Raw genomic sequence first — 26,532 nt, 5'->3', positions numbered from 1 at the left:
CCCGCCACGTCGCGCCATTGCCCCTCCGTCAGCCCTGCGGGCTGCCACCTCCCCATGGCTTCGCCACAGGGAGGATCGAATGATCGCTTCCGGTCGCTTCCTGCCATATCGCACGCGCGGCTCACCCGCCAAAGCCCGGCTGGACGATTCCCGGCACATCGACGCGGAAGGTGAAGAGGCCGCCGGCGTGCGGCTGGGCCGCGCGCGCGTCGTCGGACAGGTCTTTGCCCGCGCTGGTGACGAAGGCGGTGCGCAGGTCGGCGCCGCCCAGCGCGATCATCGAGGGGCGCTGGACGGGCATCTCGACCGTCTGGAGAATCTCGCCGGCGGGCGACAGGCGCACGACGCGCCAGCCGTCCCACAGCGCCGACCAGTAACAGCCCTCGGCATCGACCGTTCCGCCGTCGGGGCGGCCCTTGCCCTGCTCGAACTGGTGAAACAGCCGGCCGTCGCCAAGCGCGCCGGTTGCGGGGTCGACCGCATAGGCGTGCAGCGCATGCGTTGGCGTGTCGGCGTGATAAAAGGTGCGGCCGTCGGGGCTGAAGGCCGCGCCGTTGCTCGTCAGCAGCCCGCCCAGCATCGGGGTCAGCGACCCGTCGGGGTCGAGGCGGAACAGCATCGCGCCGGGATTGGACTTGTCGCGCGTCACGCTGCCGACCCAGAAGCGGCCTGCGGCATCGACGCAGCCGTCGTTGAAGCGCTGTTCGGCGATGCCTGCCAGCACCGCGGGGCCGAAGGCGCGTGGCACCCCGCCCCACGCGTCGATCAGGGCGCAGCCGTCCTTGAGGCCCATGACCAGCCCGCCGCCCGCGCGCGGCGCAACGCAGCCGACGGGCTGGTCGAGCTGCATCGTCTCGGTCGCGCCGGTCGCGGGATCGGTGCGGTGGATGCGATGCGCGTCGATATCGACCCAGTAAAGGCGTGCTTCGGCGGCGTGCCAGCGCGGCGATTCGCCGAGCAGCGCCTGCGCATCGAGAAGGAGATCGACCATCGCAGCGGCTTAGCGCGGCGCGGCGGCGCTGCCCAGCGCCCGCAAACCTATTCGGTGCTCGATCCGATGATGGAACAGCCGAGTCGGGGCAAATTCCGTTCATCGTCCCTGACTTGATGCGGGGTCGATTCTTGCCGCGTGGGGCGCATGGGTCCGGTATCCAGTCCGGGGCCACGAGACGGTGGGCGGCTTCGCCTGCGTTTTATGCCGTAACGGCATTTCTACTTGACGTGGACGTAAACGTAAGGTCCATTAGCAAGCGAAGGACGTGCCCCGGCGCGGCCCCGTTTCGCGCGCACCGGCTCCCCGAAATCGTCCGGACGCGCTCAGGGAAAGGAAGAAGGATGTCGCTCGATAATCTGTCGCGCACCGCTTACACCGACGATCATGAGGCGTTCCGCGCGACGGTGCGCCAGTTCCTTGAAAAGGAAGTCGCGCCCAATCAGGCGAAATGGGCGGAGGACGGCATCGTGCCGAAGGATCTGTGGCCAAAGGCGGGCGAGCTGGGCCTGCTGTGCCCCACCGTTCCCGAAGAATATGGCGGGCTGGGCCTCGACTTCGGCTATAATGCGATCGTCGACGAGGAAAGCGCCTATTACGGCCGCGTCACCACCGGCTTTTCGCTTCAGTCGGATATCGTCACCAACTATATCGTCCGTTACGGTAGCGAAGAGCAGAAGAAGCATTGGCTGCCCAAGATGGTGTCGGGCGAAGTGGTCACCGCGATCGCGATGACCGAGCCGGGTACCGGCAGCGATCTTCAGGGCATGCGCACGACCGCGAAGAAGGATGGCAATCATTATGTCATCAACGGGTCGAAAACCTATATCACCAATGGCCAGAACGCCGACCTGGTCCTGGTCTGCGTCAAGACCGATACAGAGGTGCAGCCCGCGTGGAAGGGCGTGTCGATCGTGCTCGTCGAAGCCGATCGCGAAGGCTTCCAGCGCGGCCGCAACCTCGACAAGATCGGGCAGGACGAAGCCGACACGTCGGAGCTTTTCTTCAACGACGTCCGCGTGCCGATCACCAACTGCCTCGGCGAAGAGGGGCAGGGGTTCATCTATCTGATGAGCGAACTGCCGCAGGAACGCCTGTCGATCGCCGTATCGGCGCAGGCCTCGGCGCAGCGCGCGTTCGACGACACGGTCGAATACACCCGCGACCGCAAGGCGTTCGGCAAACCGATCCTCGATTTCCAGAACAGCCGCTTCGTCCTCGCCGATCTGAAGGCGAAGCTGCAGGTCGGCTGGGCGCACCTCGACTGGGCGCTCGCGCGGCATCTGAAGAAGGAACTCACCCCCGAAGAGGGCGCAGCGGCGAAGCTGTGGCACACCGATCTTCAGTGGGAAGTGATGGACAAGTGCCTCCAGCTGTTCGGCGGCGCGGGTTATATGAACGAATATCCGATCGCCCGCGCCTGGCGCGCGGCGCGCGTGACGCGCATCTTCGGCGGCACGAACGAGATCATGAAGGAACTGATCGGACGCAAGCTTTAATCCCGTCGCCCCCGCCTTCGCGGGGACGGCGATAATCGGAAAGGAACTCTCCATGGCCACAGCCTATATCGTAGATGCCGTCCGCACCGCCGGTGGCCGCCGCGGCGGCAAGCTCGCCGGTGTTCACCCTGTCGACCTCGGCGCCGCGGTCTATGACGCGATCGCCGACCGCAACGACTTCGACACGTCGAAAATCGACGATGTCATCACCGGCTGCGTCAGCCAGGGCGGCGAGCAGACGATGGACCTCGGCCGCAACGCCGTCCTCGCCTCGAAGCTGCCCGACTCGATTCCCGCAGTCACGATCGATCGCCAGTGCGGATCGTCGCAGCAGGCGATGATGTTCGCCGCGCAGGCGGTTATGTCGGGCACGCAGGATATCGTCCTCGCCAGCGGCATCGAAAGCATGACGCGTGTGCCGATGGGCAGCGTCGCGACGCTGTTCATGAAGGAAGGACTCGGCAATTATAAGTCGCCGCGGCTCGAGGAAAAATATCCCGGCATCATGTTCAGCCAGTTCATGGGCGCCGAAATGATCGTCAAGAAGCACGGCTTCACCAAGGACGACCTCGACGCCTTCGCGCTCGAAAGCCACCGCCGCGCCCGCATCGCGACCGAGGCGGGGCTGTTCGGCAATGAAATCGTCGGGATCGAGGTGGAGACGCCCGAAGGGCCGCAGCGCCACACGGTCGACGAGGGGATTCGCTTCGACGCGACGCTCGAAAGCATTGCCGGGGTGAAGATCCTGCAGGAAGGCGGCACCATCACCGCCGCGACCAGCTCGCAGATCTGCGACGGCGCGTCGGCCGCGCTGATCGTGTCGGAACAGGCGCTCAAGGATCATGGGCTGACCCCGCGCGCGCGCATCCACCATATTTCGGTGACCGCGGGCGACCCGATCATCATGCTCGAAGAGCCGCTGTTCGCGACCGAAAAAGCGCTGAAGAAGGCCGGCCTGCGGATCGAGGACATCGACGCCTATGAAGTGAACGAGGCGTTCGCGCCGGTTCCGCTCGCCTGGCTCAAATATCTCGGCGCCGATCATGCGCGGCTCAACCAGCATGGCGGTGCGATCGCGCTCGGCCACCCGCTCGGCGCCAGCGGCACCAAGCTGATGGCGACGCTGCTCGGCGTGCTCGACGCCACCGGCGGCAAATATGGTCTTCAGACGATGTGCGAAGGCGGCGGCCAGGCCAACGTCACCATCGTCGAGCGGCTTTAACGATCTTGTGCTCCGGCGGACGCCGGAGCCCAGGGCGGCCTGACGCGGGCGTCAGTTGTTCACGCTCTGGGTTCCGGCGTCCGCCGGAACACGCATTTTTCAGGGAAAGGACATGACATGAAACTCGATTCCACCGTATCCGCCGTCGTCACTGGCGGCGCTTCGGGCCTTGGTGCCGCCACCGCGCGCGCGCTTGCCGCGAAGGGCGTCAAGGTCGCGATCTTCGATCTGCAGGCCGAAAAGGGCGAAGCGCTTGCTGCCGAACTCGGCGGGGTCTTCTGCGAATGCAATGTCACCGACGATGCGTCGGTCGACGCCGCCTTCGAAAAGTCGCGCGCCGCAATCGGTCAGGAGCGTATCCTTGTGAACTGCGCCGGCACCGGCAACGCGATCAAGACCGCAAGCCGGTCGAAAGAAGACGGCAGCATCAAGCATTTCCCGCTCGATGCCTTCAACTGGATTATCCAGATCAACCTTGTCGGCACCTTCCGCTGCATCGCCAAGTCGGCGGCGGGCATGATGACGCTCGACCCGATGGAAGATGGCGAACGCGGCGCGATCGTCAACACCGCGAGCGTCGCGGCCGAGGACGGTCAGATCGGTCAGGCGGCCTATTCGGCGTCGAAGGGCGGCGTCGTCGGCATGACCCTGCCGATCGCGCGCGACCTTGCGGCCGAAAGCATTCGCGTCAACACGATCCTGCCGGGCATCTTCGACACCCCGCTGCTCGGCGCCGCGCCGCAGAATGTCCGCGATGCGCTCGCGGCATCGGTCCTCAATCCGAAGCGCCTCGGCAACCCGGCCGAATATGCGGGTCTCGCGCTGACGATGATCGAAAACGGCTATTTCAACGGTGAGGACGTGCGCCTCGACGGCGGCATCCGCATGGGTCCGCGCTGATATGCCGAAACCGGAAAGCTGGCGGCTCGATGCCGCCAGCTACCCTGTCCACCTCGATCTGCAGACGCGTTTCCAGGACATGGACATCAACGGTCACCTCAACAATGTGGCCTTTGCGGCACTGTTCGAAAGCGGCCGCGTGCTGCTGAACCGCGAAATCCGTCCTTGGGAGGAGCGCCCGGCGAACGAGCGCACGATGGTCGCCGCGGTCGAGATCAACTATCTGGGTGAGGGCAATTTTCCCGACCCCGTCGAGATCGCGACCGGCATCGGTCGCCTCGGCACCTCGAGCTGGACGATCGTGCAGGCGATGTTCCAGAACGGTCGCTGCATCGCGACCTGTGATACGGTCGTGGTGTGCCGCACCGACGACGCTGCCAAGCCGCTGCGCGCTGAAATGGTAAGGGAACTGGAAGCGAAGCTGGCGCGGGCGGGTTGACGTAACCCTCGACAGCGTCGCCCCCGCGAAGGCGGGGCGACGAGCCCTGCTAAAGCGTCGGATCCGCCTCGGGTACTGAGCGGATCAGGTCGCGGGCGAAGCCGATCAGGCCGATCTGGCGGCGGCGCTTCAGCCGCTCGGCACGCAGAATTGCCTTCACTTCCTCGAAACAGCCTTCGACATCGTCGTTGATCAGCACATAGTCATAACCGTCCCAGTGGCTGATCTCGTTCGCCGCGCGTGCCATCCGCGCCGCGATCACTTCGTCGCTGTCGGTGTTGCGCGCGCGCAGCCGGCGTTCGAGCTCCTCCATCGTCGGCGGCAGGATGAACACCCGCACCACGTCGGGGCCGGCTTCCTGATAGAGCTGCTGCGCGCCCTGCCAGTCGATATCGAACAGCACGTCCTTGCCCGCGGCAAGCAGCTCCTCGACGCGGTCGCGCGGGGTGCCGTAGCGATGGCCGAAGACATGCGCCCATTCGAGAAATTCGCCGTCGGCGGCCATCTGCTTGAACGTGTCGACATCGACGAAATGATAATCGACCCCATCCTGCTCGCCGGGACGCATCGGCCGCGTGGTGGCGGAGATTGACAGCGCAATGTCGCGGTCGCCCGCGAGCATCTTTTTGGAGATGGTGGTCTTGCCTGCACCCGAGGGCGAGGAGAGGACGAACAGGACGCCGCGGCGGTTGAGGTGGACGCTTTCAGCCATGGGCGCTAATTGCCCGAGCGGGGGCGGCGGTCAAGCGGGAAGGAATACAGGGATGCGGGGAATGTCGCGCACGGGCTGGCTGGTGGCGGTGGGGCTGCTCGGCCTGCTGGCCGCGATCCTGATCGCGATGGGGCGCCCGCCGATCTGCCCCTGCGGCACGATCAGCCTGTGGCACGGCACCGTCCAGTCGAATCAGAACAGCCAGCAGATTTCCGACTGGTACAGCTTCAGCCATATCACCCACGGGTTCCTCTTTTACGGCCTGTCGCGCTGGCTGATGCCGCGCGCGCCGCTGTGGACCGCACTCGCCGTCGCGATCGGGATCGAAGGCGCATGGGAGATACTGGAAAATTCGCCGGTCATCATCGACCGCTACCGCGAGGTTACCATGGCCTATGGCTATGCGGGCGATTCGGTGCTCAATTCGGTCAGCGACGCCGCCTTCATGATCGCCGGCTTTCTGGCGGCCAGCCGGATGCGCTGGTGGGCGACCGTCGCGCTCGCGCTCGCCTTCGAACTCTTCACCTTGTGGGCGATCCGCGACAATCTGACACTCAACATACTAATGCTGGTCTCACCGATCGAGGCGGTGAAGGAGTGGCAAGCGGGCGGATAGCGCCCGCCGCTCGGTGCCCGCCGCTCAGTGGATGGCGGGGCGGGGCGCCTTTTCGTCCACCGGAATCGCCGGCGGCAGGGCGTCGCCCAAATCCTGGCCGTCGGTGTGGACGATCCCCGCATAGGGATCGACGACGCCTTCCTTCTCCAGCGTGCTGTCGGCGCGATGCGCGGCTTCCGCCGCCTGCCGCGCTTCGGCGCGGTCGGCCCATTTCTTGGTAAGATAGGCGGCCGCAGCGGTCGCGGCGAGCGCCGCATAGCGCTGCGGGAACATCCGCCGCGCGACGAACAGCGTCCCGGCGCCGATCACCGCGCCCGCCATCGTATGATTGCCTTTCCTGCGGCCGATCGCGCTTCCGATCACGCCGCCGATGATCCGTCCCATCATCTTCATATCCTTCCTCCCCCTATCAATCCCCGGCGGGCGATTCGGGTTCCGGGCCGAGCATGTGCCGCGGGTCGACGACACGGTCGAAGGTCGCAGCGTCGACATAGCCGAGGTCGAGCGCCGCCGCGCGCAAGGTCGATCCCGTCTCATGCGCATGTTTGGCGATCTTCGCAGCCTTGTCATAGCCGATTTCGGGCGCCAGCGCCGTTACCAGCATCAGCGATCGGTCGACCAGTTCGGCAATACGTTCGCGATTGGGCTCGATTCCCTCGACGCAGCGCGCCGCAAAGCCTTCCATCCCCGTCGCGAGCAGATCGATCGAGCGCATCACATTGGCGCCGATCAGCGGCTTGAAGACATTGAGCTCGAGATGCCCCTGCATCCCGCCGACGGTCACCGCCTGATGATTGCCGATCACCTGCGCCGCCACCATCGTCAGCATCTCGCACTGGGTCGGATTGACCTTGCCCGGCATGATCGAGCTACCGGGTTCATTCGCGGGCAGGTCAATCTCGCCCAGGCCGGCGCGCGGCCCGGATCCCAGCAGGCGGATGTCGTTGGCGATCTTGGTCAGCGCGACCGCGAGCGTGTTGAGCCGTCCCGACAGATCGACCAGCACGTCGTGGCTCGCCAGCGCCTCGAACTTGTTGGGGGCGCTCTTGAAGCCGAGGCCGGTGATCGCCGCCAGTTCGGCCGCGATATCCTCGGCAAAGCCCGCCGGGGCATTGAGCCCGGTGCCGACCGCGGTCCCGCCTTGCGCAAGCCGGGTGATGGCATGGTCGACCATCGGTTCGGTGCGCGTCCGGCACAGGCGGAGCTGCGCATAATAACCCGAAAACTCCTGCCCCAGCGTCAGCGGAGTGGCGTCCTGCAAATGGGTGCGGCCGATCTTGACGATATCGTCCCACGCCTTCGCCTTCGCGAGCAGCGCGTCCATCAAACGGTCGAGCGCGGGCATCAGCCATTGCGTCATCGCCAGTGTCGCCGCGACATGCATCGCGGTCGGGAAGCTGTCGTTCGACGACTGGCTGCGGTTGACGTCGTCATTGGGATGCACGGGCGATTTGCCGCCGCGCTGGCCCGAGAGCATCTCGTTGGCGCGCCCGGCGATCACCTCGTTGACGTTCATGTTCGACTGGGTGCCGCTGCCGGTTTGCCAGATGACGAGCGGGAACTGGTCGTCGTGGCGACCCTCCGCAACCTCGCGCGCCGCAGCCTCGATCGCGTCGGCCTTTTCGGCGGACAGGCCGTGCCTGCGGTTCACGCGCGCCGCCGCCTGCTTGACCAGCGCAAGCGCATGGACGATCTCGATCGGCATCCGCTCGCGCGTGCCGAAGGGGAAATTCTCGATCGAACGCTGCGTCTGCGCGCCCCAATAGGCGTTCGCCGGGACCGCGATCTCGCCGATGCTGTCGCTTTCGATCCGCGTGTCGCTCATCCGATCAATATCCTCGTCACCGCCACCGCGCCGGCCCAGATCAGCGCGACCAGGCCCAGAAACTGCCAATATCCGCCTTCGCCGATCCGTCGCCGGAACCAGGCGGCCGCCGCCCAGACGATCAGCAGCGCCGGGGTCAGGATCAGCAGGCTGAAGCGCAGCAGCCCGTCGGCGATCGCATCGCCGACGCCGCTTTCGAACCGCGCATAACCCTCGACACCCCACCAGAAGGCGGCGGTCAGCACCAGCATCCCTGCGAGTGCCCAATATTGCCAGAAGCGGCTGGGGGGCCAGTTGGGGCCCGCCATCCTATCGTTTCTTGCCGAAATCCACCGTCACGACATTCGATCCGTCCTCGACGGCAACGTCGGGGCGGTCGTTATCGGCTTCGTCATGCGGCTCGGGCTGCTCCAGCTCGTCTTCGCTGACCTGGAACTGCAGGCCGAAATCGACCGACGGATCGACGAAGGCGGTGATCGCGGCATAGGGAATGACCAGCGTCGAGGGCGTCTGGTTGAACGACAGGCCGACGCTGAAAAGATCCTCTTCGACCTTCAGATCCCAGAAGCGGTTCTGGAGGACGATCGTCATTTCGTCGGGGAATTTGGCCACCAGATGCGCGGGGATCGATACACCCGGCGCCTGCGTCTTGAAGGTGATGTAGAAATGATGCTCGCCGGGCAGATGGTCCGACCCCTCGATTTGCGAGAGCACGCGGCCGACCACGGCGCGCAGCGCGTCCTGCACGATTTCGTCATAGGGAATCAGGCTGTCGCGAACGTCATCACTCATGGCGATGGGGGATGAACGGACGACGGGCGCGGGTCAAGGGGGGTCTGTCGGGCAGAGTCGCCTTGCAACGCGAAAATTAGGCTCTAAGGGGCATGCCATGCGAACCGCCACCGTCCAGCGCACGACCAAGGAAACGGATATCGCGATCGCCGTCAACCTCGACGGCACCGGCGACTATTCGGTGTCCACCGGAATCGGTTTCCTCGACCATATGGTCGAACAATTGTCGCGCCATTCGCTGATCGACATTTCGATGACCGTGAAGGGCGATCTGCACATCGACCAGCATCATACGGTCGAGGATTCGGCCCTCGCGCTCGGCGAAGCCGTGGCGAAGGCGCTCGGCGACAAGCGCGGCATCGCCCGCTACGGCGAAGCCCATGCGCCGATGGACGAAACGCTGACTCGCTGCATCCTCGATATTTCGGGGCGCCCGCACTGCGTCTGGAAATCGGCCTTCTCGCAGCCGCGGCTCGGCGAGATGGATACCGAGCTGTTTCCGCACTGGTTCCACAGCTTTGCCCAGACCGCAGGGATCACGCTGCACATCGAAACCCTTTATGGCGAGAACAACCACCATATTGCGGAGAGCATGTACAAGGCGCTTGCCCGCGCGCTGCGTGCCGCGGTCGAGATCGACCCGCGCAAGGGCGACGCGATTCCGTCGACCAAGGGTGTCCTTTAGGGGCTGTCCATGAGCGCCATTGCCCTGATCGACTATGCCGCGGGCAATCTTCGCTCGGTGCATAATGCGCTCGTCGCGGCGGGCGCAGACGATGTCGCGGTGACCGCCGATCCCGACATTGTGGGACGAGCCGACCGCATCGTGCTGCCGGGCGTCGGCGCCTTTGCCGCGTGCATGAACGGGTTGGCGGCAATTCCCGGCCTGATCGAGGCGATGGAGCAGCGCGTTCGCGGCGAGGGTGCGCCCTTCCTCGGCATCTGCGTCGGGATGCAATTGCTCGCCGACGCGGGTGAGGAGCATGGGCGGCACGAAGGGCTCGGCTGGATCGGCGGAACGGTGCGCGCCTTCACGCCGGCGCCGGGACTGCGCATCCCGCACATGGGCTGGAACGATGTCGTGCCGAGCTTCGCGCATCCGGTGCTGGCTGCGGGCGAGGCCTATTATCTGCACGGCTATCATTTCGCCGACGCGGCGCACGTCGCGGCGACGAGCAGTCATGGCGGCCCTTTCACCGCCGCGGTGGCGAAGGACAATATCGTCGGCGTGCAGTTTCACCCCGAAAAGAGCCAGGCCTATGGCCTCGCGACCCTCGAAAGATTCCTTGCATGGCGCCCGTAGATTCTGGCCTGATCCTCTTCCCCGCGATCGACCTCAAGGGCGGGCAGGTGGTGCGGCTCGCCGAGGGCGATATGGCGCGCGCGACCGTCTATGGCGACGATCCGGCGGCGCAGGCACGCCTGTTCGCGGACGCGGGCGCCAGCCATTTGCACGTCGTCGATCTCGACGGCGCCTTCGCCGGTGAAAGCGTCAACGGCGCGGCGGTCGAAAGCATCGTCGCGGCCTTTCCGGGCAAGGTGCAGGTCGGCGGCGGTATCCGCGATCGCGTGGGCGTCGATCGCTGGCTCGCGCTCGGGGTGGAGCGCGTCATCATCGGCACCGCGGCGCTCAAAGACCCCGATTTCGTCAAATCGGCCGCGCGCGACTTGCCGGGCCGGATCATCGTCGGCGTCGATGCGCGCGATGGCATGGTCGCGACCGAAGGCTGGGCGGATGTCTCCGACGTGCGCGTCGAGGATCTGGCGCGGCGCTTCGAGGATGCCGGCGTCGCCGCGCTGCTGTTCACCGACGTCGGGCGCGACGGGCTGCTCAAGGGCTGCAACGTCGCCGCGACCGTTGCGCTGGCGCAGGCGGTCGCCATCCCGGTGATCGCGAGCGGCGGCGTCGCGGATATCCGCGACATCCACGCGCTGCGCCCGCACGTCGCCGATGGAATCGAGGGCGTGATTACCGGCCGCGCGCTCTATGACGGCCGCCTCGACCTCGCCGAAGCGATCGCGGCGGGGCAGGCGTGACAAGTCTCTCCCCAATCCGAATCCCCGAGCGAAGTCGAGGGGCATTGCCGAGCGAAGTCGAGGCTGCGGCGGATCGGTTCTCGCTGCGCTCGAACGGGCCCCTCGCCTTCGCTCGGGGATGCGGAGAAAGTTATGGGGGGGTGTCGTGACCGTCCGCGTCCGCGTCATCCCCTGCCTCGACGTTGCCGACGGCCGCGTCGTGAAGGGGGTCAATTTCGTCGACCTGCGCGATGCCGGCGATCCGGTCGAAGCCGCGCGCGCCTATGACGCGGCGGGCGCCGACGAGCTTTGCTTCCTCGACATTTCCGCGAGCCACCAAGGGCGCGGCACGCTGCTCGATATGGTCGCACGCACCGCCGAAGTCTGCTTCATGCCGCTGACCGTCGGCGGCGGCGTGCGCAGCGCCGACGATGCGCGCGCGCTGCTCCTCGCGGGCGCCGACAAGGTAGCGGTGAACAGCGCCGCGGTGGCGCGCCCCGAACTTGTCGCCGACATCGCCGACCGTTTCGGCAGCCAGTGCGCGGTCGGCAGCATCGACGCGCGCCGCGTCGCCGAGGGGCGGTGGGAAATCTTCACCCATGGCGGACGCACCCCGACCGGGGTCGATGCGCTTGCCCATGCGGTGCGCCTTGCCGAACTGGGCGCGGGCGAATTGCTCGTCACCAGCATGGACCGCGACGGGACCAAGGATGGCTACGACCTCGCGCTCACCCGCGCGATTGCCGATGCGGTGTCGGTGCCGGTGATCGCATCGGGCGGCGTCGGCACCCTCGACCATCTGGTCGCCGGCGTGATCGAAGGCGGCGCGAGCGCGGTGCTCGCGGCCAGCATCTTCCATTTCGGCGAAGCGACGATCGCCGAGGCGCATGCGCGGCTCGCCGCAGCGGGCCTGCCGGTGCGCGCGCATTGATGTCCTGAAGGGCTGGCGCTGAGGCCAAGCGGCTGCAATAGAAAGCCGATGACAGCCAAGCTCCGCCTCGCCGACCGTGTCAACGACCTGCTGCCGATCCTCGGCTTCGGTGCCGCGATCGCCAGCCTGGCGATGCCGCTCAATCCCTTTCTGGTCGGGGTAATCCTGGCCGGGTCGGTGATCGCCGCGGTCCATCATGCCGAAGTCGTCGCGCACCGCGTCGGCGAACCCTTCGGGACGCTGATCCTCGCGCTGGCGGTGACGGTGATCGAGGTGGGGCTGATCCTGACGCTGATGCAGGCCGAGCCCGAAAAGGCGGCGACGCTGGCGCGCGACACGGTGTTCGCGGCGGTGATGGTGATCATCAACCTGCTGATGGGGCTTTGTCTGCTAAGCGGCGCGATCCGCCATCACGAACAGCGGTTCCAGCGCACCGGCATGGGCGCTGCGCTGGCGACGCTCACCGTGCTGACGGTGGTGACGCTGGTGCTCCCCAATTTCACCTCGAGCGCGCCGGGGCCGCGCTATTCGGCAACCCAGCTCGGCTTCGTCGCGGTGGTGTCGCTGATCCTCTATGCGACCTTCGCGCTCGTCCAGACCGTTCGCCACCGCCATTATTTCCTGCCCGATGGCGAAGCGCAGGACGAACCCGACGCCCACGCCGCCCCGCCATCGGCGCAGCGGATGTGGCTGTCGCTCGCCCTGCTCGTCGCGTGCCTGTTCGGGGTCGTGCTGCTGGCGAAGGCGCTGTCGCCGGTGATCGGCGCGCTGCTCGCCGAAGCGGGCGCGCCGCCGGCGGTGCTCGGCGTCCTGATCGCGGCGCTGATCCTCGCCCCCGAAGGGCTGGCGGCGGTGCGCGCGGCAAAGGCGGACCGGCTGCAGACCAGCCTCAACCTCGCGCTCGGGTCGGCGCTGGCGACGATCGGGCTGACCATCCCGGCGGTCGCGATCCTGTCGATCGCCACCGACATGCCGATCAGCCTGGGCCTCGATGCCAAATCGACGGTGCTGTTGTTCCTCTCGCTGATCGTCGCGTCGCAGACGCTGGCGAATGGGCGAACGACCGTGCTGCAGGGCACGATCCACCTGATGCTGTTCGCAATCTATCTGTTCACGACCTTCGTGCCGTAAGCGACGATTTTGGCGGTCACGTCTTGCGAACGAACACCGTACCCGCCGAATAGCCGGCGCCGAACGAACAGATCAGCCCGGTATCACCCGCCTGCATATCTTCGTGGTTCAGGTGATAGGCGATGATCGACCCGGCGCTTGAGGTATTGCCATAGGTATCGAGCACGGTCGGGCTTTCGTCGGCGCTCGCCTCGTGCCCCAGCACCTTGTGCGCGATCAGGCGGTTCATGTTGGTGTTCGCCTGATGCAGCCACAGGCGGCGCATGTCGGCGCCTTGCAGGCCGAGTTTCTCCATTTCCTCGACGATCATCGCCGCGACCATCGGCACCACTTCCTTGAATACCTTGCGGCCCTCTTGGACGAACAGCTTGTCGGTCTTCGGACCCGACTGGTCGATGGCGCCATGGGTGCGGTTCAGGAAGCCGAAATTGTTGCGGATATTGTTGGAGAAAACGGTCTTCAGCCGGGTACCCAAAATGTCCCAATGCCCCGCCGGCGCGATAGCCTTGTCCTCGATCAGAATCGCGGTGGCGACGTCGCCGAAGATGAAATGGCTGTCGCGGTCGCGCCAGTTGAGGTGGCCCGAACAGATTTCGGGATTCACGACGAGCACGCTCCTTGCGTGCCCCGCACGAATATAGTCGGCCGCGGTCTGGATGCCGAAGGTTGCCGAGGAGCAGGCGACATTCATGTCGAAGGCAAAGCCGTCGATGCCCAACGCCTGCTGAATCTCGATCGCCATCGCAGGATAGGCGCGCTGCATGTTCGACGCCGCGCACAGCACCGCATCGACGTCGGCGGCATCGCGGCCGGCGCGCGCCAGCGCGTCCTTTGCGGCCGCCACGCCGATTTCGGCGAGGATCGACAACTCGTCATTGGTCCGCTCGGCAAGCCGCGGCGCCATATGCTCGGGGTCCAGAATACCCGCCTTGTCGACGACGTAGCGCGACCCGATGCCGCTCGCTTTTTCGATGAATTCGACGCTCGATTCAGCGAGTTCGCCTATCTCGCCCGCTGCGATCGCCGCGGCATTTTCCCTATTGTGCAGCGCAACATACCGGTTAAAACTGTCGACAAGTTCTTCGTTGGTGATGCGTTCGGCGGGGGTGAAGAGGCCGGTGGCGGAAATGACCGGCTGCGGTGCGTGCGACATGGTTGTCCCTGCGTGTCTTATGGTCTGATGACACGCTGATTAGGCCCGGTCGCCGCGCGGCGCAACGCCCCACAAGCGAAGCTGAACGCACGCCGACGTCATGGTTAACCGGCCACTAACCATTTTGGTGGCAGACTGTTCGATGCAAGCCTCCGGGGGGACGGCTCCCCGGGGTGCGCAAGCGGGAGCATGACCATGGCGACGCGTTCGGGACCGGCATCCGGCGATTTGTCCCTCGCCGAAATCAAGGAATTTGCGGGCTTCGCTGCGGGGACGCAGCGCTATATTCGCCGCTCGCTCGATATCGGGCTCGAGCGTGACGATGCGATCGCGCGCTGGTCGCGCGACATGGTCGAAGAAACCGCTATCCGCGTCCAGGCCCGCGTCTATCAGCGGCTGGGCGACATTCGCACCCATATTCCCGAGGACAGCGGGCTCGACGCACTCGAAGGCTTCATGGCGCCGCTCGTCGCGGTATCGGCCTTCGATCTGGGGCAGGACCGCCTGCCGACCTTCGCCGCCTATCGCTTTCTCTACGAACGCCTGCTCGGCGCGCATGCGCGGCCGTGGCTGCCCGGCGCTTTCTGCGCCGCGGCATCGCTGCCGCACCTGCACCCCGACAAGCGCAAGCTGCTGCTCCAGTCGATCAGCGAAGCCGCCGCTACCGCGCCCGGCTGGTCGGCGCGCGAACCGAGCTTCTATCCCGAATGGATCGAAAAGATCGACGTAACGAAACCGGCCAATTGAACGCCCGGCCTATTCGCTGATCCACAGATTGTGGCTGTCGATGCGCAGCCGGGTGATGTCGCGCAGCGCTTCGGTGCGGGCGATCGTTTCGGCGCGGAACGCCGCGTGCGTCTGGCGCTCTCCGAGCAGGACGTCGGCGAGATCGATCGCATCCAGATCCTGCCCGCGGCGAAGCTTGGCGAGCGCCGCCATCTGCGCCGCGCGCGCCTGATCGGCGCGCTGCCACGCCGAATAGGCCGCAGCGGCGCGCGCGAGGTCGCCGTCGGCCATTTCCTGCACATCGAAGCGGACGGCGCTGAGCTGCGCCGCCGCGGCCTGCGCCTCGGACGCGGCGCGCGCCGCCATGGCGCCGCGGTGATTGCCGCCGATCGGGATCGTCACGGTCAGACCCGCGCCGCGTTCGGCGCCGCTGCGTTCGCTGAACAGCCGGAGACCGACGGTGGGATCGGGAATCCGGTCCTGCCGCCCGCGTTCGGCGAGCGCACCAAAGCGCCGCGCCTCGGCATCGGCGGCCGCGATTTCGTGGCTGCGTTCGATGACCTGATCGCGCATCTGCGACGCCCCGGCGGGATCGAAGGCCGGGGTGGCGAGCGTCGGGGCCTCGATGGGCAGGGCGACGCCCGGAAATTGCGCGGCAAGCCGGGCCCGTGCCAGATCGGCGCGCCCCGCCGATTGGGCCGCGAGCAGGCGCGCCTCCGCCAGCGCGGCTTCGGCCTGATCGGCCTCGAGCTGCGGCGCGTCGCGCAGATCGACCCGGCGGCGCACGATCCGGACCAGCGTCGCGTAATTTTCGACGCCCTGCGCATCGACGACGGCCTCGGCGCTGGCGCCGACCCAGTCCCACCACATGGCGTTGAGCAACAGCGCGGCCTGATGCCGGGCATCTTCGAAATGATTGGTGGTGGCTTCGACGCCCAGCGCGCCGGCCTTGCGGTCGAGCCGCGCCTTGCCCGGCAGACGCACGGGACGCGCCAGGATCGCGTCATATTCGTTGAAGCGCCCCTCGCGGTCGATGCTGCGGCTGACATAGCTGCCGGTGACGCTGAACTCATAAGGTCCGGCTTCGAGCGCGCGCTTCTCCGCCGCCGCAACATCGACACGCGCCCTCGCCGCGATGACCGAGGGATGGGCGTCGAGCGCTTCGCGCACCACCGCTTCGGGCAACAGTCCCGGCTCGGCGGCGGCAGGCGGCGTCAGGGCCAGGCTGATGGCAAGGAACAGAAGGCGGGTCATGCAGAGGCTCCGGCGGGATGGTCCTGATCGCCGGCGCCGCGCTCGGCAGCGCTTTCGCCGAAGCGTTCGTACAGGATGGGCAGCAGGATGAGCGTGAGCAGCGTAGCCGTCACCAGCCCGCCGATAACGACGATGGCAAGCGGGCGCTGGATTTCCGAACCCGGACCCGACGCGAAGAGCAGCGGGACGAGGCCGAAGGCGGCGATGCTCGCGGTCATCAGCACCGGGCGCAGGCGCCGTGCGGCGCCCTCGCGCACCGCCTGATGCAGCGGGACGCCGCGTTCGCGCAGCTGACGGAAATAGCTGACCATGACGAGCCCGTTGAGCACCGCGATGCCGAGCAGCGCGATGAAGCCGACCGAGGCGGGAACCGACAGATATTCGCCCGATAGCGCGAGCGCGATCATCCCGCCCACCGCCGCAAAGGGTATGTTGACGAGAATCAGCGCCGCCGCGCGGAGCGAGCGCAGCGTCAGATACAGAACGACGAAGATCATCAGCACCGCGATCGGCAGCACGATCATCAGGCGCGCGGCCGCCCGTTGCTGATTTTCGAACTGGCCGCCCCACACTATACGATAGCCGGGCGGCAGCTTTACATGCTTGCCGATGTCCGCCTTTGCCTCCTCGACATAGCCGACAAGGTCGCGGCCGCTGACGAAGGCCTGCACGAGCGCGAAGCGCGATCCATTTTCATGTTCGAGCTTCACCGGCCCCGCGACCTGTGCGATCGCCGCGACATCGCTGGTGCGAAGGAGGGTGCCGGCGGGGGTCCGGTAGAGGCGGTCGGTATAGCTTTGCGCGTCCATACCGTCGCCGCCTTCGCCGCGGATAACCACGGGAATCCGGCGCGCGCCTTCGGCGATCGTGCCGGCGCGGACGCCCTCGACATCGGCGCGCATCATGTCCTGCAGCATGTCTACGGGCATTCCCGCACGCCCCGCGGCCATGCGATCAATATCGATCTGCAGATAATCGACGCTGTCGTTGGCAACCGTCATCGCCTCGCTCGTCCCGCGGATCGTTTCTAGCCGACCCTGGATCGCACCCGCGAGCCGGGCCAGTTCCTTGAGGTCGGGACCGAATAATTTGATCGCCAAGTCGCCGCGCGCACCGGTGAGCATTTCGGAAACGCGCATTTCGATCGGCTGGGTGAAGCTGGGCTCGATCCCCGGAAAATCGGCGAGCACGGCGCGAATCCGGTCGTTGAGCCAGTCCTTGTCGGCAACGCGCCATTCGGACCGCGGCTTCAGCTTCAGAAAGCTGTCGGTCTCGTTGGGGCTCATCGGATCGAGGCCGAGCTCGTCGCTGCCGACGCGCGCGATCACGCTGGTAACTTCGGGCACCTGTTCGAGGACCGCGTGTTGCACCTTCATGTCGCCCGCGGCGCTATGCTCGATATTGATGCTCGGCAGCTTGGTGAGCTGAACGATCGTCGACCCCTCGTCCATCGTCGGCAGAAAGGTCTTGCCGGTCACGGTATAGGCGACCCCGGCGAGCAGCAGGCCGATCGCGGATATCCCGGCAACGGTCCGGCGGTGGGCAAAGGCCCAGTCGAGCGCCCGCGCGTGACGCGGCGCCAGGAAGCGCATCAGGCGCGGTTCGCGGTGGCCGTCCTGCTGCTTCAGGATGAAATAGGCGAGCACCGGCACCAGCGTCAGCGACAGGACCAGCGCCGAAAGCAGCGCGAGCACGATGGTCAGCGCGACGGGCGCGAACAGCTTGCCCTCCAGCCCCTCGAGCGTGAGCAGCGGCAGGAAGACGAGCGCGATGATAAGCAGCCCCGAGGCGACCGGCATCGCGACTTCGGACGCCGCGACGAACACCGCATGCAGCTTACCCATCCGGCGATGCCTGGGATCGGACAAGCGCTCGACGACATTTTCGACGACGACCACGGCGCCGTCGACCAATATGCCGACCGCGATGGCAAGGCCGCCGAGGCTCATCAGATTGGCGGTCAGTCCGATCGCCCGCATGAAGATGAAGGTCAGCAGCGCCGCCATCGGCAGCGCGAGTGCGACGATGACCGACGCGCGGACATCGCCCAGAAACAGCAGCAGCAGGATGACGACGAGGATCGTCGCTTCGATCAGCGCCTTCTCGACCGTCCCGACGGCGCGTTCGATGAGGTCCGACCGGTCGTAGAAGACATCGACGCGCATCCCGCGCGGCAGGCTGGGCTGGATTTCCGCGAGCCGCGCCTTGACCCCGTCGACGACCTTCGACGCGTCGGCGCCGCGCAGCGCGATGACCAGTCCCTCGACCGCCTCGCCCTTGCCGTCCTTCGTGACCGCGCCATAGCGCGTCAGATGCCCGGCGCGCACCGCCGCGACGTCGCCGACACGCACGATGCCGCCATCCTGCGACCGCACCACGACCGACGCGAGATCGCCGAGCGTGCGGATCGCGCCGACCGAACGCACGATCAGCGCTTCGTCGCCGATCTTGAGCCGGCCCGCGCCGTCGTTGCGATTGCTCGCCTCGATCGCCGCGCGCAGATCCTCGACGCTCAGCCCCGCCGCCGCCAGCTCGCCATTGTCGGGGCGCACCTCGAAGGTTTCGGCAAAGCCGCCGAGCGCGTTGACATCGGCAACGCCGGGAACGGTGCGCAGCGCCGGGCGGATGATCCAGTCGAGCACCCGCCGCTTTTCGGTCAGATCCTGCGGCCCTTCGAGCGTGAACATATACATGTCGGACAGCGGGGTGGAGATCGGCGCCATCCCGCCCTCGACCGTCGCCGGCAGGTCGCCCGCAACATTCGACAGCCGCTCGGCGACCTGGCTGCGCGCCCAATAGATGTCGGTACCGTCCTTGAAATCGATTGTGATGTCGGCAATCGCATATTTGGCGACCGAGCGCAGGTTCGCCTGATCGGGGATGCCCAGCATCTCCATCTCGATCGGCGTGATGACGCGGCTCTCGACCTCCTCGGGGGTCATGCCCGGCGCCTTCAGGATGATCTTGACCTGCGTCGAGCTGATGTCCGGAAAGGCATCGATCGGCAGATTGGCGAAGGACCAGGCCCCGATCCCGCCCAGCAGCAGTGCGGCACCGATGACGGCGAGACGCAGTGCGAGCGCCTTTTCGACGAGTTTGCCGAGCATCCTATTCGCCGCCCAGCACGGCCTTGAGTTCGGCGATTGCCGAGGTTGCGACGCGTTCGCCGGGCTTCAGTCCGGCGGTTATCGTCGCGCTGGCCCCGACGCGGCTGGCGATGGTGACGGGGCGCAGCGCGAAGCCGTCCGTCCCCTTCACGAAAACCGCATCCCTGTCGCCGACCCGTGTCAGCGCGGCAGCGGGGATGCTCGCCCCGGCGACGGGCTGAACGCCGCCGAGGATCGCGACGACCGACTTGCCGCTGACCAGTGCGGGTGCGGCGTCGAGGCGTGCCTTTGCCGTCAGCGCGCGCGTCGCGGGGTCGATCGAGCCGCCGACGGCGATGACGCGGCCGGTGGCGGGCGCGGTGCCGGGCATCCGGACTTCGACGGGTGTGCCCGGATGCACCGCGCCCGCGAGCCGTTCGGGGATTTGCAGATCGAGCATCAGCCGCGCCGTATTTTCGACGATGAAAGGCGCGCTGAGGCCGCCCACCGGGCCGCCCGCCTGCACATTGACGGCGGCGATCCGGCCGCCGATCGGCGCGCGCAGCGTCATCATACCGCTGCCGTCGGCATTGGCCTGCGCGAGAATGCGGCGGTTTTCGGCGACATTGACTTCTGCCTCGCGCAGCGCGGCGCGCGCCTCGTCGGCGCGGGCGCCCGCGACAATGCCTTCCTTGGCCAGCTGACCGGTGCGGCCCGCGGCGGCGCGGGCAACCTCCAGCTGCGCCTGCGCGCGCGCCAGCGCCGCGCCATATTGGACAGGCTCGGCGGCGCGGATGCTGGCGAGCGGTTGACCGGCGGCAACCGCCTCGCCCTCGACGACAAACAGCCGCACCGCAATCCCGTCGAATGGCGCGGTCACCGCGACCCGCGCATCGGGGGGCAGCGATACGGTCGCAGGGACCGCGCCAAGCTCGGCACTGCTGGCGGCCGCCGCGACTGCGGTCGCGATGCCGAGCTTCTCGATCTGTCGGGCCGTCAGCTTGCCCGGCGCCATGGCCGCTTCGCCGCCGTCGGGCGCAGGCGGGGGCGCCTCCTTCGACCACCAGAGGGCTCCGGCACCCGCCGCGAGGGCGAGCGCTGTCGATGCGGCGATAAGGGCTTTCCTGTCCATGGCCGCCCTCTGCCAAGCGAGTCTGACGCCAGCCTGACATTTTGTCAGTGTCGCGTCAGGCAATTGCGCTAGGGTCAGCATCCTAGGACCATCGCACCGGGATGAAGACTGTGAGATCATCCCCACAAGGACAGGATGCCGATGCGCGTATTGCTGGTCGAAGACGATCCCGAACTGCGCCGCCGCCTGACCGAGCGGCTGGTGGCGGCGGGAATTGCCGTCGACAGCGCCGCGTCGGCGGGCGACGCCCGCGACTGGCCCGACATCGACATGCTGGGCGCGGTGATCCTCGATCTGGGGCTGCCCGACGGCGACGGGATTGATGTGCTGCGCCACTGGCGCGGCGCCGGGCGGACGGTGCCGATCCTGATCCTGACCGCGCGGGGCAACTGGCGCGAAAAGGTCGAGGGGCTGAACAGCGGCGCCGATGATTTCATCGTCAAGCCGGTGCGGTTCGAAGAGTTGCTGGCGCGGCTGCATGCGCTGTGGCGGCGTGGACGTGGGCGCGGCAGCAACGCGCTGACGGTCGGTCCGCTTTCGCTCGACCCCGTCGCGTCCACCGCGACGCTGCACGGCGAAGCGCTGACGCTCAGCCGCAAGGAGTTCGCGCTGCTGCACCTCTTCATGCGGCGTCCCGAACATATCTTGTCGCAAGCCGACATCCTCGATCAGCTTTACGCGCTGGAGGCCGAGCGCGACCGCAACGCGGTGGAGGCGCATATCAGTCGGCTGCGCCGCAAGATCGGACGCGAGGCTATTCGCACCGTCCGCGGCCTGGGCTATCGGCTCGATTTGTGACCCGACTCTTTTCCAGCCTGCGCGCGCGCTTTCTGGCCGCCATCCTGATATGGGTGGCGCTGGGCATCGGCGCGCTGTGGTTTTCGTCGGTGCGGCTGTTCAGCAGCCATGTCGAACAGCAATATCATGAAGAGCTGGAGGTTCATGTCCGCGAGCTGGCCGAACTGACCGTCCTCGACGCGGCAGGTAACCCCCGCCTGTCGCGGCCGCTGTCCGATCCGCGCTATGCGGTGCCTCTGTCCGGATTTTACTGGCAGATCGGGCGCCCCGGCCATCGCTCGCTGAAGTCGCCCTCTATGACGCGCGGCGCGCTCGACGAGGATGTCGCGCACAGCCCGGACATCCTGCACCGCGTCGAAAACGGCCCGACGGGCCCCACGATCACCTATGGCTTCGAGCGTGCGGTGCCGGGCGGCGCCCCGCTGCATTTCGTCATCGCCACCGACGAGCGCCTGCTGCGCGCCGTCATCGCGAGCTTCACCCGCGAGCTCAGCCTGTGGCTCAGCCTGCTCGCGCTCGCGCTTCTGGCAAGCGGCCTTGCGATCATCACGCTCGGCTTCCGGCCGTTCAACCGGCTGGCCGCGCGGATCGCGGCCCTGCGCCGCGGGCAGGCCGATCACATCGAGGGGGTGTTTCCCGACGAGATCCGCCAGCTCGTCGATCCGTTGAACAGCTATCTGGCGCGCAATGCCGAGATCGTCGAGCGCGGGCGTGTCGCCGCGGGCGCGCTGGCGCACTCGCTGCGCACCCCGCTCGCCGTCGTCACCGACGAGGCCGAACGGCTGCAACAGCGCGGCACCGAAAGCGCCGCGGCCGACGTCTTCCTGTCCGAAAGCGAGACGATGCAGCGCCAGATCGACTATCATCTGTCGCGCGTCCGGTCGGGCGGGTCGCATGCGGGGATGGTCGGCGGCGTGCGGCTCGCCGCGATCCTGCCGCCGCTGATCGCCGCGATGGAACGCTGTCATCCGGGCAAGCGCTTCGCTGCGACCGCGGCGGCGCTCGACCCGGCCGCCCCTTCGCTTCCCATGGATGCCGAGGATCTGAGCGAGATATTGTCGAACCTGCTCGACAATGCCGGAAAATGGGCGCGATCGGGCATCACGATCGACTATCGCTTCGACGGCGCCGCGCGCCGCATTGCCATCACCGACGACGGGCCGGGCGTTCCGCCCGATCAGCGCGAGACGATGTTCGGCATCGGCGCGCGCGGGGCCGGCCCCGGCGCCGGATCGGGCCTTGGCCTTGCCATCGCGCGCGATGTGGCGCGCGACTATGGCGGCGACGTGGCGCTCGATCGCGCACCGTCGGGCGGCACGCTTGCCACGCTGCGTATCGGCGATGGTCCCGCGGGCGACATGTAACGAACCGCCGCACGCCCGATACCAGCTCTTTTCTTTCGCTGCCGTTTCGCCGATCAGATCGCGCGAGGGGGCGCTTCGGGAGCCAAAAGGAAATTGACTTGGATGTGACCAAATCGCCGCGACCATGCCGCGCTGCCCGGCGGCTACGCCGATGACGATTTCGCTCGGGCCGCTCGCGCTTGCCGCCGACCGCCTGCTCGCGGTCGCGCTGATCTGGCTGTTTCTGGCGGGCGGCAGCCTGATCGCGGCGCGCGGCGATATGCGCGCGGCGACAGCGAGCTGGATCGCCGTCATCGCGGGACTGCTCGTGGCGCGCGCCGCCTATGTGGTGCGCCACGCCGATGCCTATGCGCCCGAACCCTGGTCGATCCTTGCGGTCTGGCAGGGTGGTTTCCTGCCCTGGGCCGGGGTCGCGGCGGCGGGGATGGCGGTTGCCGTCTGGCTCCGGCGCTCGCGCGCAACGCCGCTGTTACTCGGCGTGCTCGCCGGGCTGGCGGCGGTTCATGCCGTCGCGGCGCCGGCGCTCGAACCCGCGCCGCGCCCGCTCGCGCGCGGGCTGATGCTCACCGACATGGAGGGGGGCGCGATCGCGCTCGATACGCTGCGCGGGAAGCCGATGGTCATCAACCTGTGGGCGACATGGTGCCCACCGTGCCAGCGCGAACTGCCGATGCTCGCCGAGGTCGCGGCGACATCGCGCGTGCCGATCCTGCTGGTCAATCAGGGGCAGGACAGCGCGACCGTCGCCGCCTATCTGGCCGAGCGCAAGGTGCCGGGCACGCACGTCTTTCTCGACCATAGCGGGCGGACGGGCGATGCCGCGGGCGGGCTGGTGCTGCCGACGACCCTGTTCGTCGATGCCAAGGGCCGGATCGTCCGCCGCCACAGCGGCGAAATATCGCGCGCCGCACTCGCCGACGGGATGGCGCTGATCGCGCGGCGCTAGGGTCCTGACCCTAAGGCTCAGGCGGCGGTTACCAGCCAAGCGCGCGCGCCAAGGCGCACACCCGCTTCGGGATCATGATGCTCGGCATAGACGCGCTCCAGATCGGCGCGCGCCGCCGCCATCACATCGGCGCCCGCCTCGCCCAGCACGCGCGCGGCCGACATTGATCCGAGCGCGAAGTCGGCGGCCTCCGCCGGGGTGCGCCCCGGCCCGCCGATCGCCTGATCGCCGCGCCAGTCGTCGATGTCGACCCGGGCAAAGCCCGCATCGGCGAGCAGGTCACGCAGATAGTCGATATCCTCGAAGGCGAAGGGCCCCGGCGCGCGCGGCGTCGCGGGCGGCACCTCGACATGCGCGCGGATCACCCCCATCACCGCCATCATCCAGACATTGTCGCGCGGCGGTCCCCACACGGCGAGGTCGAAGCGCGCGCCGGGCACGAGCTGCGTCCGCAAGTGACGAAAGGCGGCGACGGGATCGGCGAAAAACATACTGCCGAAGCGCGAGACGAGCCGGTCATAGGGTGCTGCCGGCAGCACCGCGCTCGCCGCATCGCCGCAGAAAAAGCGCAGCGCGGGAAAATCGGCGCCGGCCCGCGCGCGCGCCGCGACGATCAGGTCGGGCGAGATGTCGAGCCCGAGCACCGCGCCCTGCGGTCCGACGCGCGCCGCGATCGCGCGGCTCGTCGCGCCGCCGCCGCACCCCAGATCGACGATTCGCTCGCCCGTCGCGATCGCGGCGCGATCGAGCAGCGCGGTGCCAATCGGTTCCAGCATCGCTTCGAAATGGTCGACATTGCGCAACCAGCGCTGCCCCATTTCGCCCGACCAGTCGTCCGCGAACACCGATGTCTTGTCGCCCGTCATCGCCGCCTCCCGCCGCATTGATCGCGCCTGCCTCCCGCAAGCCCCGCCCGGCGTCAAGCGATGATCCGCGCCGCGCAGACATTTATTAGCTTTTCGGCGCTATTCGCGCAGGCGACGGGGCAGAATTTGCTGCATGCGCATGTCTTCAAGCGCGCAGACCGACACGCGCAAATGGCGCCGCCGCATTCGGCGCGCGCGATCAATCTTGCGCGCTGGGACGGCAGCGACTGGCTGGCCGAAGAATGGCGCGCGCTCGAAGCCCATGCCCGCTGGCCGACGCAGAGTCACGCCTTCGCCGCCGCGCTGACCCCTTTGATCGAAGGGCAGCGCCGCAAGCTGCTCGGCCTGCGCGCGGGCGGCACGATTTCGGCGCTGCTGCCGCTGTGCCGCGACGCGGGCGCGATCGGCCGCTGGCGCATCGCGGGATCGCGCGAACTGTTCGAGCCGGGCGACCTGCTTGCGGCGCGGCCCGATGATGCCGCCCCGATCGCGGACGCGCTCGCGCGGTTGCGCAAGCCGCTCTCCTTCGACCGGATTTCCGCCGACTCGCCGCTGCTTCCGGCGCTGCGCCGCGCGATGCACAGGCGCGGGCTGCTGTCGGTGCGCCCGGCGATGCCCTGCCCGCTGATCGTGCTCGACGAAAGCTGGCGCGATCCCGAAAGCCACTTCAATTCGGGCCGCCGGTCCGATTTCCGGCGCGCGGCCCGGCGCGCCGAGGCGCTGGGGCCGGTCACGTTCGAGACGCTGGCGCCGGGCCTGCAGGATTTCGACGCGCTGTTCGACGAAGCGATCGGGGTCGAGGCGAAGAGCTGGAAGCTGGAGGCGGGCAGCGCGATCGCGGTCGACCGGCGCCGTGAGACATTCTTCCGCCGCTTTTTTCGCGAGGCCGCCGCCGAGGGCCGGTTCCGGCTGTCCTTCATGCGGATCGGCGGCGAAGCGGTGGCGATGCAATTGGCTCAGGTCAGCGACGATCGATACTGGCTGTTCAAGATCGGCCACGACGAGCGCTTCGGCAAATGCTCGCCGGGGACGCTGCTGATGCTTCACACGCTGCGCTGGGCGGCGGGCGAGGGCCTGCGCAGCTACGAACTGCTCGGCGAGGCCGAGGGCTGGATCACCCGCTTCTGGACGCAGGAACAGCGCGCATGCGTGCGCGTGCGCACCTATCCGGCACGCGTGTCGGGGGCGCTGGCGCTCGCCGCCGACGGCGCCCACTGGGTGTGGCAACGCCTGGTCCGGCGCGGCGCATGAACGACACGCCACTCTGGCGCTGGCTGCGCGCGCGGCGCTATGCACTGCCGCAGCAGGCGGGCGGCTGGCTGCCCGCTCCCGACGCCGCGGCGGGCGCCCGGATCGCCCGGCGTCTGTCGCGGCGCGGTATCGCGGTGACGCTCGGCTATTTTCAGGGCGATGCCGATGGCGCCGACGCCATCGTGGCTGCTTACGGCCGGATCGCCGCCACCCCGCTGCCGCCGGGAAGCTATTTGTCGGTCAAGGCGCCGCCGCTGGGCTTTTGTCCGCAGCGGCTGCGCCGGATTGCCGAGGCGGGCGCGGCAGCGGGGCTGCCGGTGCTGCTCGATGCCCACGCCCCCGCCGATGCCGACGCGACGCTCGCCGCGCTCGCCGCCCTGCTGCCCGACTTTCCTGACAGCGGCATCGCCTTGCCCGCGCGCTGGCGGCGCAGCGCCGCCGATGCCGCGCGCCTGTCCGGCACATCGGCGCGTATCCGGGTGGTGAAGGGCGAATGGGCCGATCCGCTTTGCGATGCGGCGGATGGCGATGCCGCCTATCTGAGGCTCATCGACGCCCTTGCCGGGCGCGCGGCACCCGTAGCGGTGGCGACGCACAAGCCTGCGCTGGCTGCTGCGGCGCTCGACCGGCTGCTTGCCGCGGGGACCCCGTGCGAGCTCGAACAATTGCGCGGGCTGCCCGGGCGCCGCACCCTCGTCGCCGCGCGGACGCGCGGGGTCGGCACGCGCCTCTACGTCCCGCTCGGTCCCGGCTGGTGGCCCTATGCGATCGACAAGGCGCTCGCGCGGCCGCATCTGCCCTTATGGTATCTGCGCGACCGGATCGGGCTTGCCGATCGCTGAAACAAAATGGGGCGGCCCGTTTCGGTGCCGCCCCAGTTGT

At 67.7% G+C, this 26,532-nt stretch carries 27 protein-coding genes; 16 read left to right on the top strand and 11 right to left on the bottom strand.

Annotation, left to right across the window (positions count from 1 at the left end):
- Positions 1-121: 121 nt before the first annotated feature.
- Positions 122-991: an SMP-30/gluconolactonase/LRE family protein gene (locus tag STE01S_RS07155; protein ID WP_062766325.1), complete on the bottom strand. Its 870-nt coding sequence runs from the start codon at positions 989-991 to the stop codon at positions 122-124.
- A gap of 344 nt (positions 992-1,335) precedes the next feature.
- Here STE01S_RS07155 and STE01S_RS07150 point away from each other — a divergent pair, with 344 nt between their 5' ends.
- The 4 genes from STE01S_RS07150 to STE01S_RS07135 all read left to right on the top strand — a co-directional run bounded on the left by STE01S_RS07150 (position 1,336) and on the right by STE01S_RS07135 (position 5,051).
- Entirely contained in the window at positions 1,336-2,490 is a 1,155-nt protein-coding gene (locus tag STE01S_RS07150) for an acyl-CoA dehydrogenase family protein (protein ID WP_058812322.1), read from the top strand.
- Positions 2,491-2,542: 52 nt separating this feature from the next.
- The gene (locus tag STE01S_RS07145; protein WP_062766322.1) at positions 2,543-3,712 is read left to right on the top strand and encodes an acetyl-CoA C-acetyltransferase; all 1,170 of its coding nucleotides are present in this window, start codon (positions 2,543-2,545) and stop codon (positions 3,710-3,712) included.
- 117 nt (positions 3,713-3,829) lie between these two features.
- Entirely contained in the window at positions 3,830-4,612 is a 783-nt protein-coding gene (locus STE01S_RS07140) for an SDR family NAD(P)-dependent oxidoreductase (protein ID WP_062766319.1), read from the top strand.
- A 1-nt stretch (position 4,613) separates the two neighbouring features.
- On the top strand, positions 4,614-5,051 hold the full coding sequence (locus tag STE01S_RS07135; protein WP_062766316.1) for an acyl-CoA thioesterase: 438 nt from the start codon (positions 4,614-4,616) through the stop codon (positions 5,049-5,051).
- Between the two features lie 49 nt (positions 5,052-5,100).
- Here the strand turns inward: STE01S_RS07135 and gmk are convergent, their stop codons facing one another.
- A complete protein-coding gene (gene gmk / locus STE01S_RS07130) occupies positions 5,101-5,763 on the bottom strand; it encodes a guanylate kinase (protein WP_003041782.1) in 663 nt (220 codons plus the stop codon).
- A gap of 61 nt (positions 5,764-5,824) precedes the next feature.
- Between gmk and STE01S_RS07125 the strand changes: the two genes are divergently transcribed.
- Positions 5,825-6,379, top strand: a complete 555-nt coding sequence (locus STE01S_RS07125) for a DUF2585 domain-containing protein (protein ID WP_062766313.1) — start codon at positions 5,825-5,827, stop codon at positions 6,377-6,379.
- A 24-nt stretch (positions 6,380-6,403) separates the two neighbouring features.
- Here STE01S_RS07125 and STE01S_RS07120 read toward each other — a convergent pair whose 3' ends face one another.
- The 4 genes from STE01S_RS07120 to STE01S_RS07105 are packed head-to-tail and all read right to left on the bottom strand — an operon-like array spanning position 6,404 to position 8,996.
- The gene (locus STE01S_RS07120) at positions 6,404-6,772 is read right to left on the bottom strand and encodes a hypothetical protein (protein WP_058812324.1); all 369 of its coding nucleotides are present in this window, start codon (positions 6,770-6,772) and stop codon (positions 6,404-6,406) included.
- 16 nt (positions 6,773-6,788) lie between these two features.
- Complete coding sequence (fumC, locus tag STE01S_RS07115; RefSeq protein WP_062766310.1) at positions 6,789-8,204, bottom strand: class II fumarate hydratase; 1,416 nt, start codon at positions 8,202-8,204, stop codon at positions 6,789-6,791.
- Positions 8,201-8,512, bottom strand: a complete 312-nt coding sequence (locus STE01S_RS07110; RefSeq protein WP_003041793.1) for a hypothetical protein — start codon at positions 8,510-8,512, stop codon at positions 8,201-8,203. Before STE01S_RS07110 ends, fumC begins: the two co-directional genes overlap by 4 nt.
- A gap of 1 nt (position 8,513) precedes the next feature.
- On the bottom strand, positions 8,514-8,996 hold the full coding sequence (locus STE01S_RS07105; RefSeq protein ID WP_058812327.1) for an SspB family protein: 483 nt from the start codon (positions 8,994-8,996) through the stop codon (positions 8,514-8,516).
- Between the two features lie 97 nt (positions 8,997-9,093).
- Between STE01S_RS07105 and hisB the strand changes: the two genes are divergently transcribed.
- From hisB to STE01S_RS07080, 5 genes are all read left to right on the top strand, one after another.
- Positions 9,094-9,681, top strand: coding sequence for an imidazoleglycerol-phosphate dehydratase HisB (gene hisB, locus STE01S_RS07100; RefSeq protein WP_003041798.1), 588 nt, complete (start codon positions 9,094-9,096; stop codon positions 9,679-9,681).
- Positions 9,682-9,690: 9 nt separating this feature from the next.
- Positions 9,691-10,299, top strand: a complete 609-nt coding sequence (gene hisH, locus STE01S_RS07095; protein WP_062766307.1) for an imidazole glycerol phosphate synthase subunit HisH — start codon at positions 9,691-9,693, stop codon at positions 10,297-10,299.
- Entirely contained in the window at positions 10,287-11,033 is a 747-nt protein-coding gene (hisA, locus tag STE01S_RS07090) for a 1-(5-phosphoribosyl)-5-[(5-phosphoribosylamino)methylideneamino]imidazole-4-carboxamide isomerase (protein ID WP_062766305.1), read from the top strand. The genes hisH and hisA overlap by 13 nt, the downstream gene beginning before the upstream one ends.
- Before the next feature lie 145 nt (positions 11,034-11,178).
- A complete protein-coding gene (gene hisF / locus STE01S_RS07085) occupies positions 11,179-11,943 on the top strand; it encodes an imidazole glycerol phosphate synthase subunit HisF (RefSeq protein ID WP_003041806.1) in 765 nt (254 codons plus the stop codon).
- Positions 11,944-11,991: 48 nt separating this feature from the next.
- Complete coding sequence (locus tag STE01S_RS07080) at positions 11,992-13,074, top strand: calcium:cation antiporter (protein WP_003041808.1); 1,083 nt, start codon at positions 11,992-11,994, stop codon at positions 13,072-13,074.
- 16 nt (positions 13,075-13,090) lie between these two features.
- Here the strand turns inward: STE01S_RS07080 and STE01S_RS07075 are convergent, their stop codons facing one another.
- On the bottom strand, positions 13,091-14,227 hold the full coding sequence (locus STE01S_RS07075) for a beta-ketoacyl-ACP synthase III (protein ID WP_062766302.1): 1,137 nt from the start codon (positions 14,225-14,227) through the stop codon (positions 13,091-13,093).
- Between the two features lie 195 nt (positions 14,228-14,422).
- On the opposite strand from STE01S_RS07075, the gene STE01S_RS07070 reads away from it, so the two are divergent.
- A complete protein-coding gene (locus STE01S_RS07070; protein ID WP_003041814.1) occupies positions 14,423-14,974 on the top strand; it encodes a hypothetical protein in 552 nt (183 codons plus the stop codon).
- Between the two features lie 9 nt (positions 14,975-14,983).
- On the opposite strand, the gene STE01S_RS07065 is transcribed toward STE01S_RS07070, so the two are convergent.
- Genes STE01S_RS07065 through STE01S_RS07055 form a run of 3 tightly spaced genes read right to left on the bottom strand, consistent with a single transcriptional unit; the run spans position 14,984 to position 20,425 of the window.
- Positions 14,984-16,207, bottom strand: a complete 1,224-nt coding sequence (locus tag STE01S_RS07065; RefSeq protein ID WP_062766299.1) for a TolC family protein — start codon at positions 16,205-16,207, stop codon at positions 14,984-14,986.
- The gene (locus STE01S_RS07060; protein ID WP_062766296.1) at positions 16,204-19,314 is read right to left on the bottom strand and encodes an efflux RND transporter permease subunit; all 3,111 of its coding nucleotides are present in this window, start codon (positions 19,312-19,314) and stop codon (positions 16,204-16,206) included. Before STE01S_RS07060 ends, STE01S_RS07065 begins: the two co-directional genes overlap by 4 nt.
- Before the next feature lies 1 nt (position 19,315).
- A complete protein-coding gene (locus STE01S_RS07055) occupies positions 19,316-20,425 on the bottom strand; it encodes an efflux RND transporter periplasmic adaptor subunit (RefSeq protein WP_062766293.1) in 1,110 nt (369 codons plus the stop codon).
- A 141-nt stretch (positions 20,426-20,566) separates the two neighbouring features.
- Here STE01S_RS07055 and STE01S_RS07050 point away from each other — a divergent pair, with 141 nt between their 5' ends.
- The 3 genes from STE01S_RS07050 (at position 20,567) to STE01S_RS07040 (ending at position 23,533) form a co-directional block, all read left to right on the top strand.
- Entirely contained in the window at positions 20,567-21,223 is a 657-nt protein-coding gene (locus STE01S_RS07050; protein ID WP_003041824.1) for a response regulator transcription factor, read from the top strand.
- Positions 21,220-22,587, top strand: coding sequence for an ATP-binding protein (locus STE01S_RS07045; RefSeq protein ID WP_062766290.1), 1,368 nt, complete (start codon positions 21,220-21,222; stop codon positions 22,585-22,587). Before STE01S_RS07050 ends, STE01S_RS07045 begins: the two co-directional genes overlap by 4 nt.
- Before the next feature lie 151 nt (positions 22,588-22,738).
- A complete protein-coding gene (locus STE01S_RS07040; protein ID WP_082813256.1) occupies positions 22,739-23,533 on the top strand; it encodes a TlpA disulfide reductase family protein in 795 nt (264 codons plus the stop codon).
- A 17-nt stretch (positions 23,534-23,550) separates the two neighbouring features.
- On the opposite strand, the gene STE01S_RS07035 is transcribed toward STE01S_RS07040, so the two are convergent.
- Positions 23,551-24,399, bottom strand: a complete 849-nt coding sequence (locus STE01S_RS07035) for a class I SAM-dependent methyltransferase (RefSeq protein ID WP_062766380.1) — start codon at positions 24,397-24,399, stop codon at positions 23,551-23,553.
- 171 nt (positions 24,400-24,570) lie between these two features.
- On the opposite strand from STE01S_RS07035, the gene STE01S_RS07030 reads away from it, so the two are divergent.
- Both STE01S_RS07030 and STE01S_RS07025 read left to right on the top strand, forming a co-directional pair.
- Positions 24,571-25,650, top strand: a complete 1,080-nt coding sequence (locus STE01S_RS07030; RefSeq protein ID WP_255265902.1) for a GNAT family N-acetyltransferase — start codon at positions 24,571-24,573, stop codon at positions 25,648-25,650.
- A complete protein-coding gene (locus tag STE01S_RS07025; protein ID WP_062766284.1) occupies positions 25,647-26,492 on the top strand; it encodes a hypothetical protein in 846 nt (281 codons plus the stop codon). Before STE01S_RS07030 ends, STE01S_RS07025 begins: the two co-directional genes overlap by 4 nt.
- The last annotated feature ends 40 nt before the right edge of the window (positions 26,493-26,532 follow it).

Source organism: Sphingopyxis terrae subsp. terrae NBRC 15098, from assembly GCF_001598815.1.
GTDB classification, from domain to species: Bacteria; Pseudomonadota; Alphaproteobacteria; order Sphingomonadales; family Sphingomonadaceae; genus Sphingopyxis; species Sphingopyxis terrae.
Note: the sequence above shows the minus strand (reverse complement) of the source record. Positions and strands in the feature narration are given on the sequence as shown.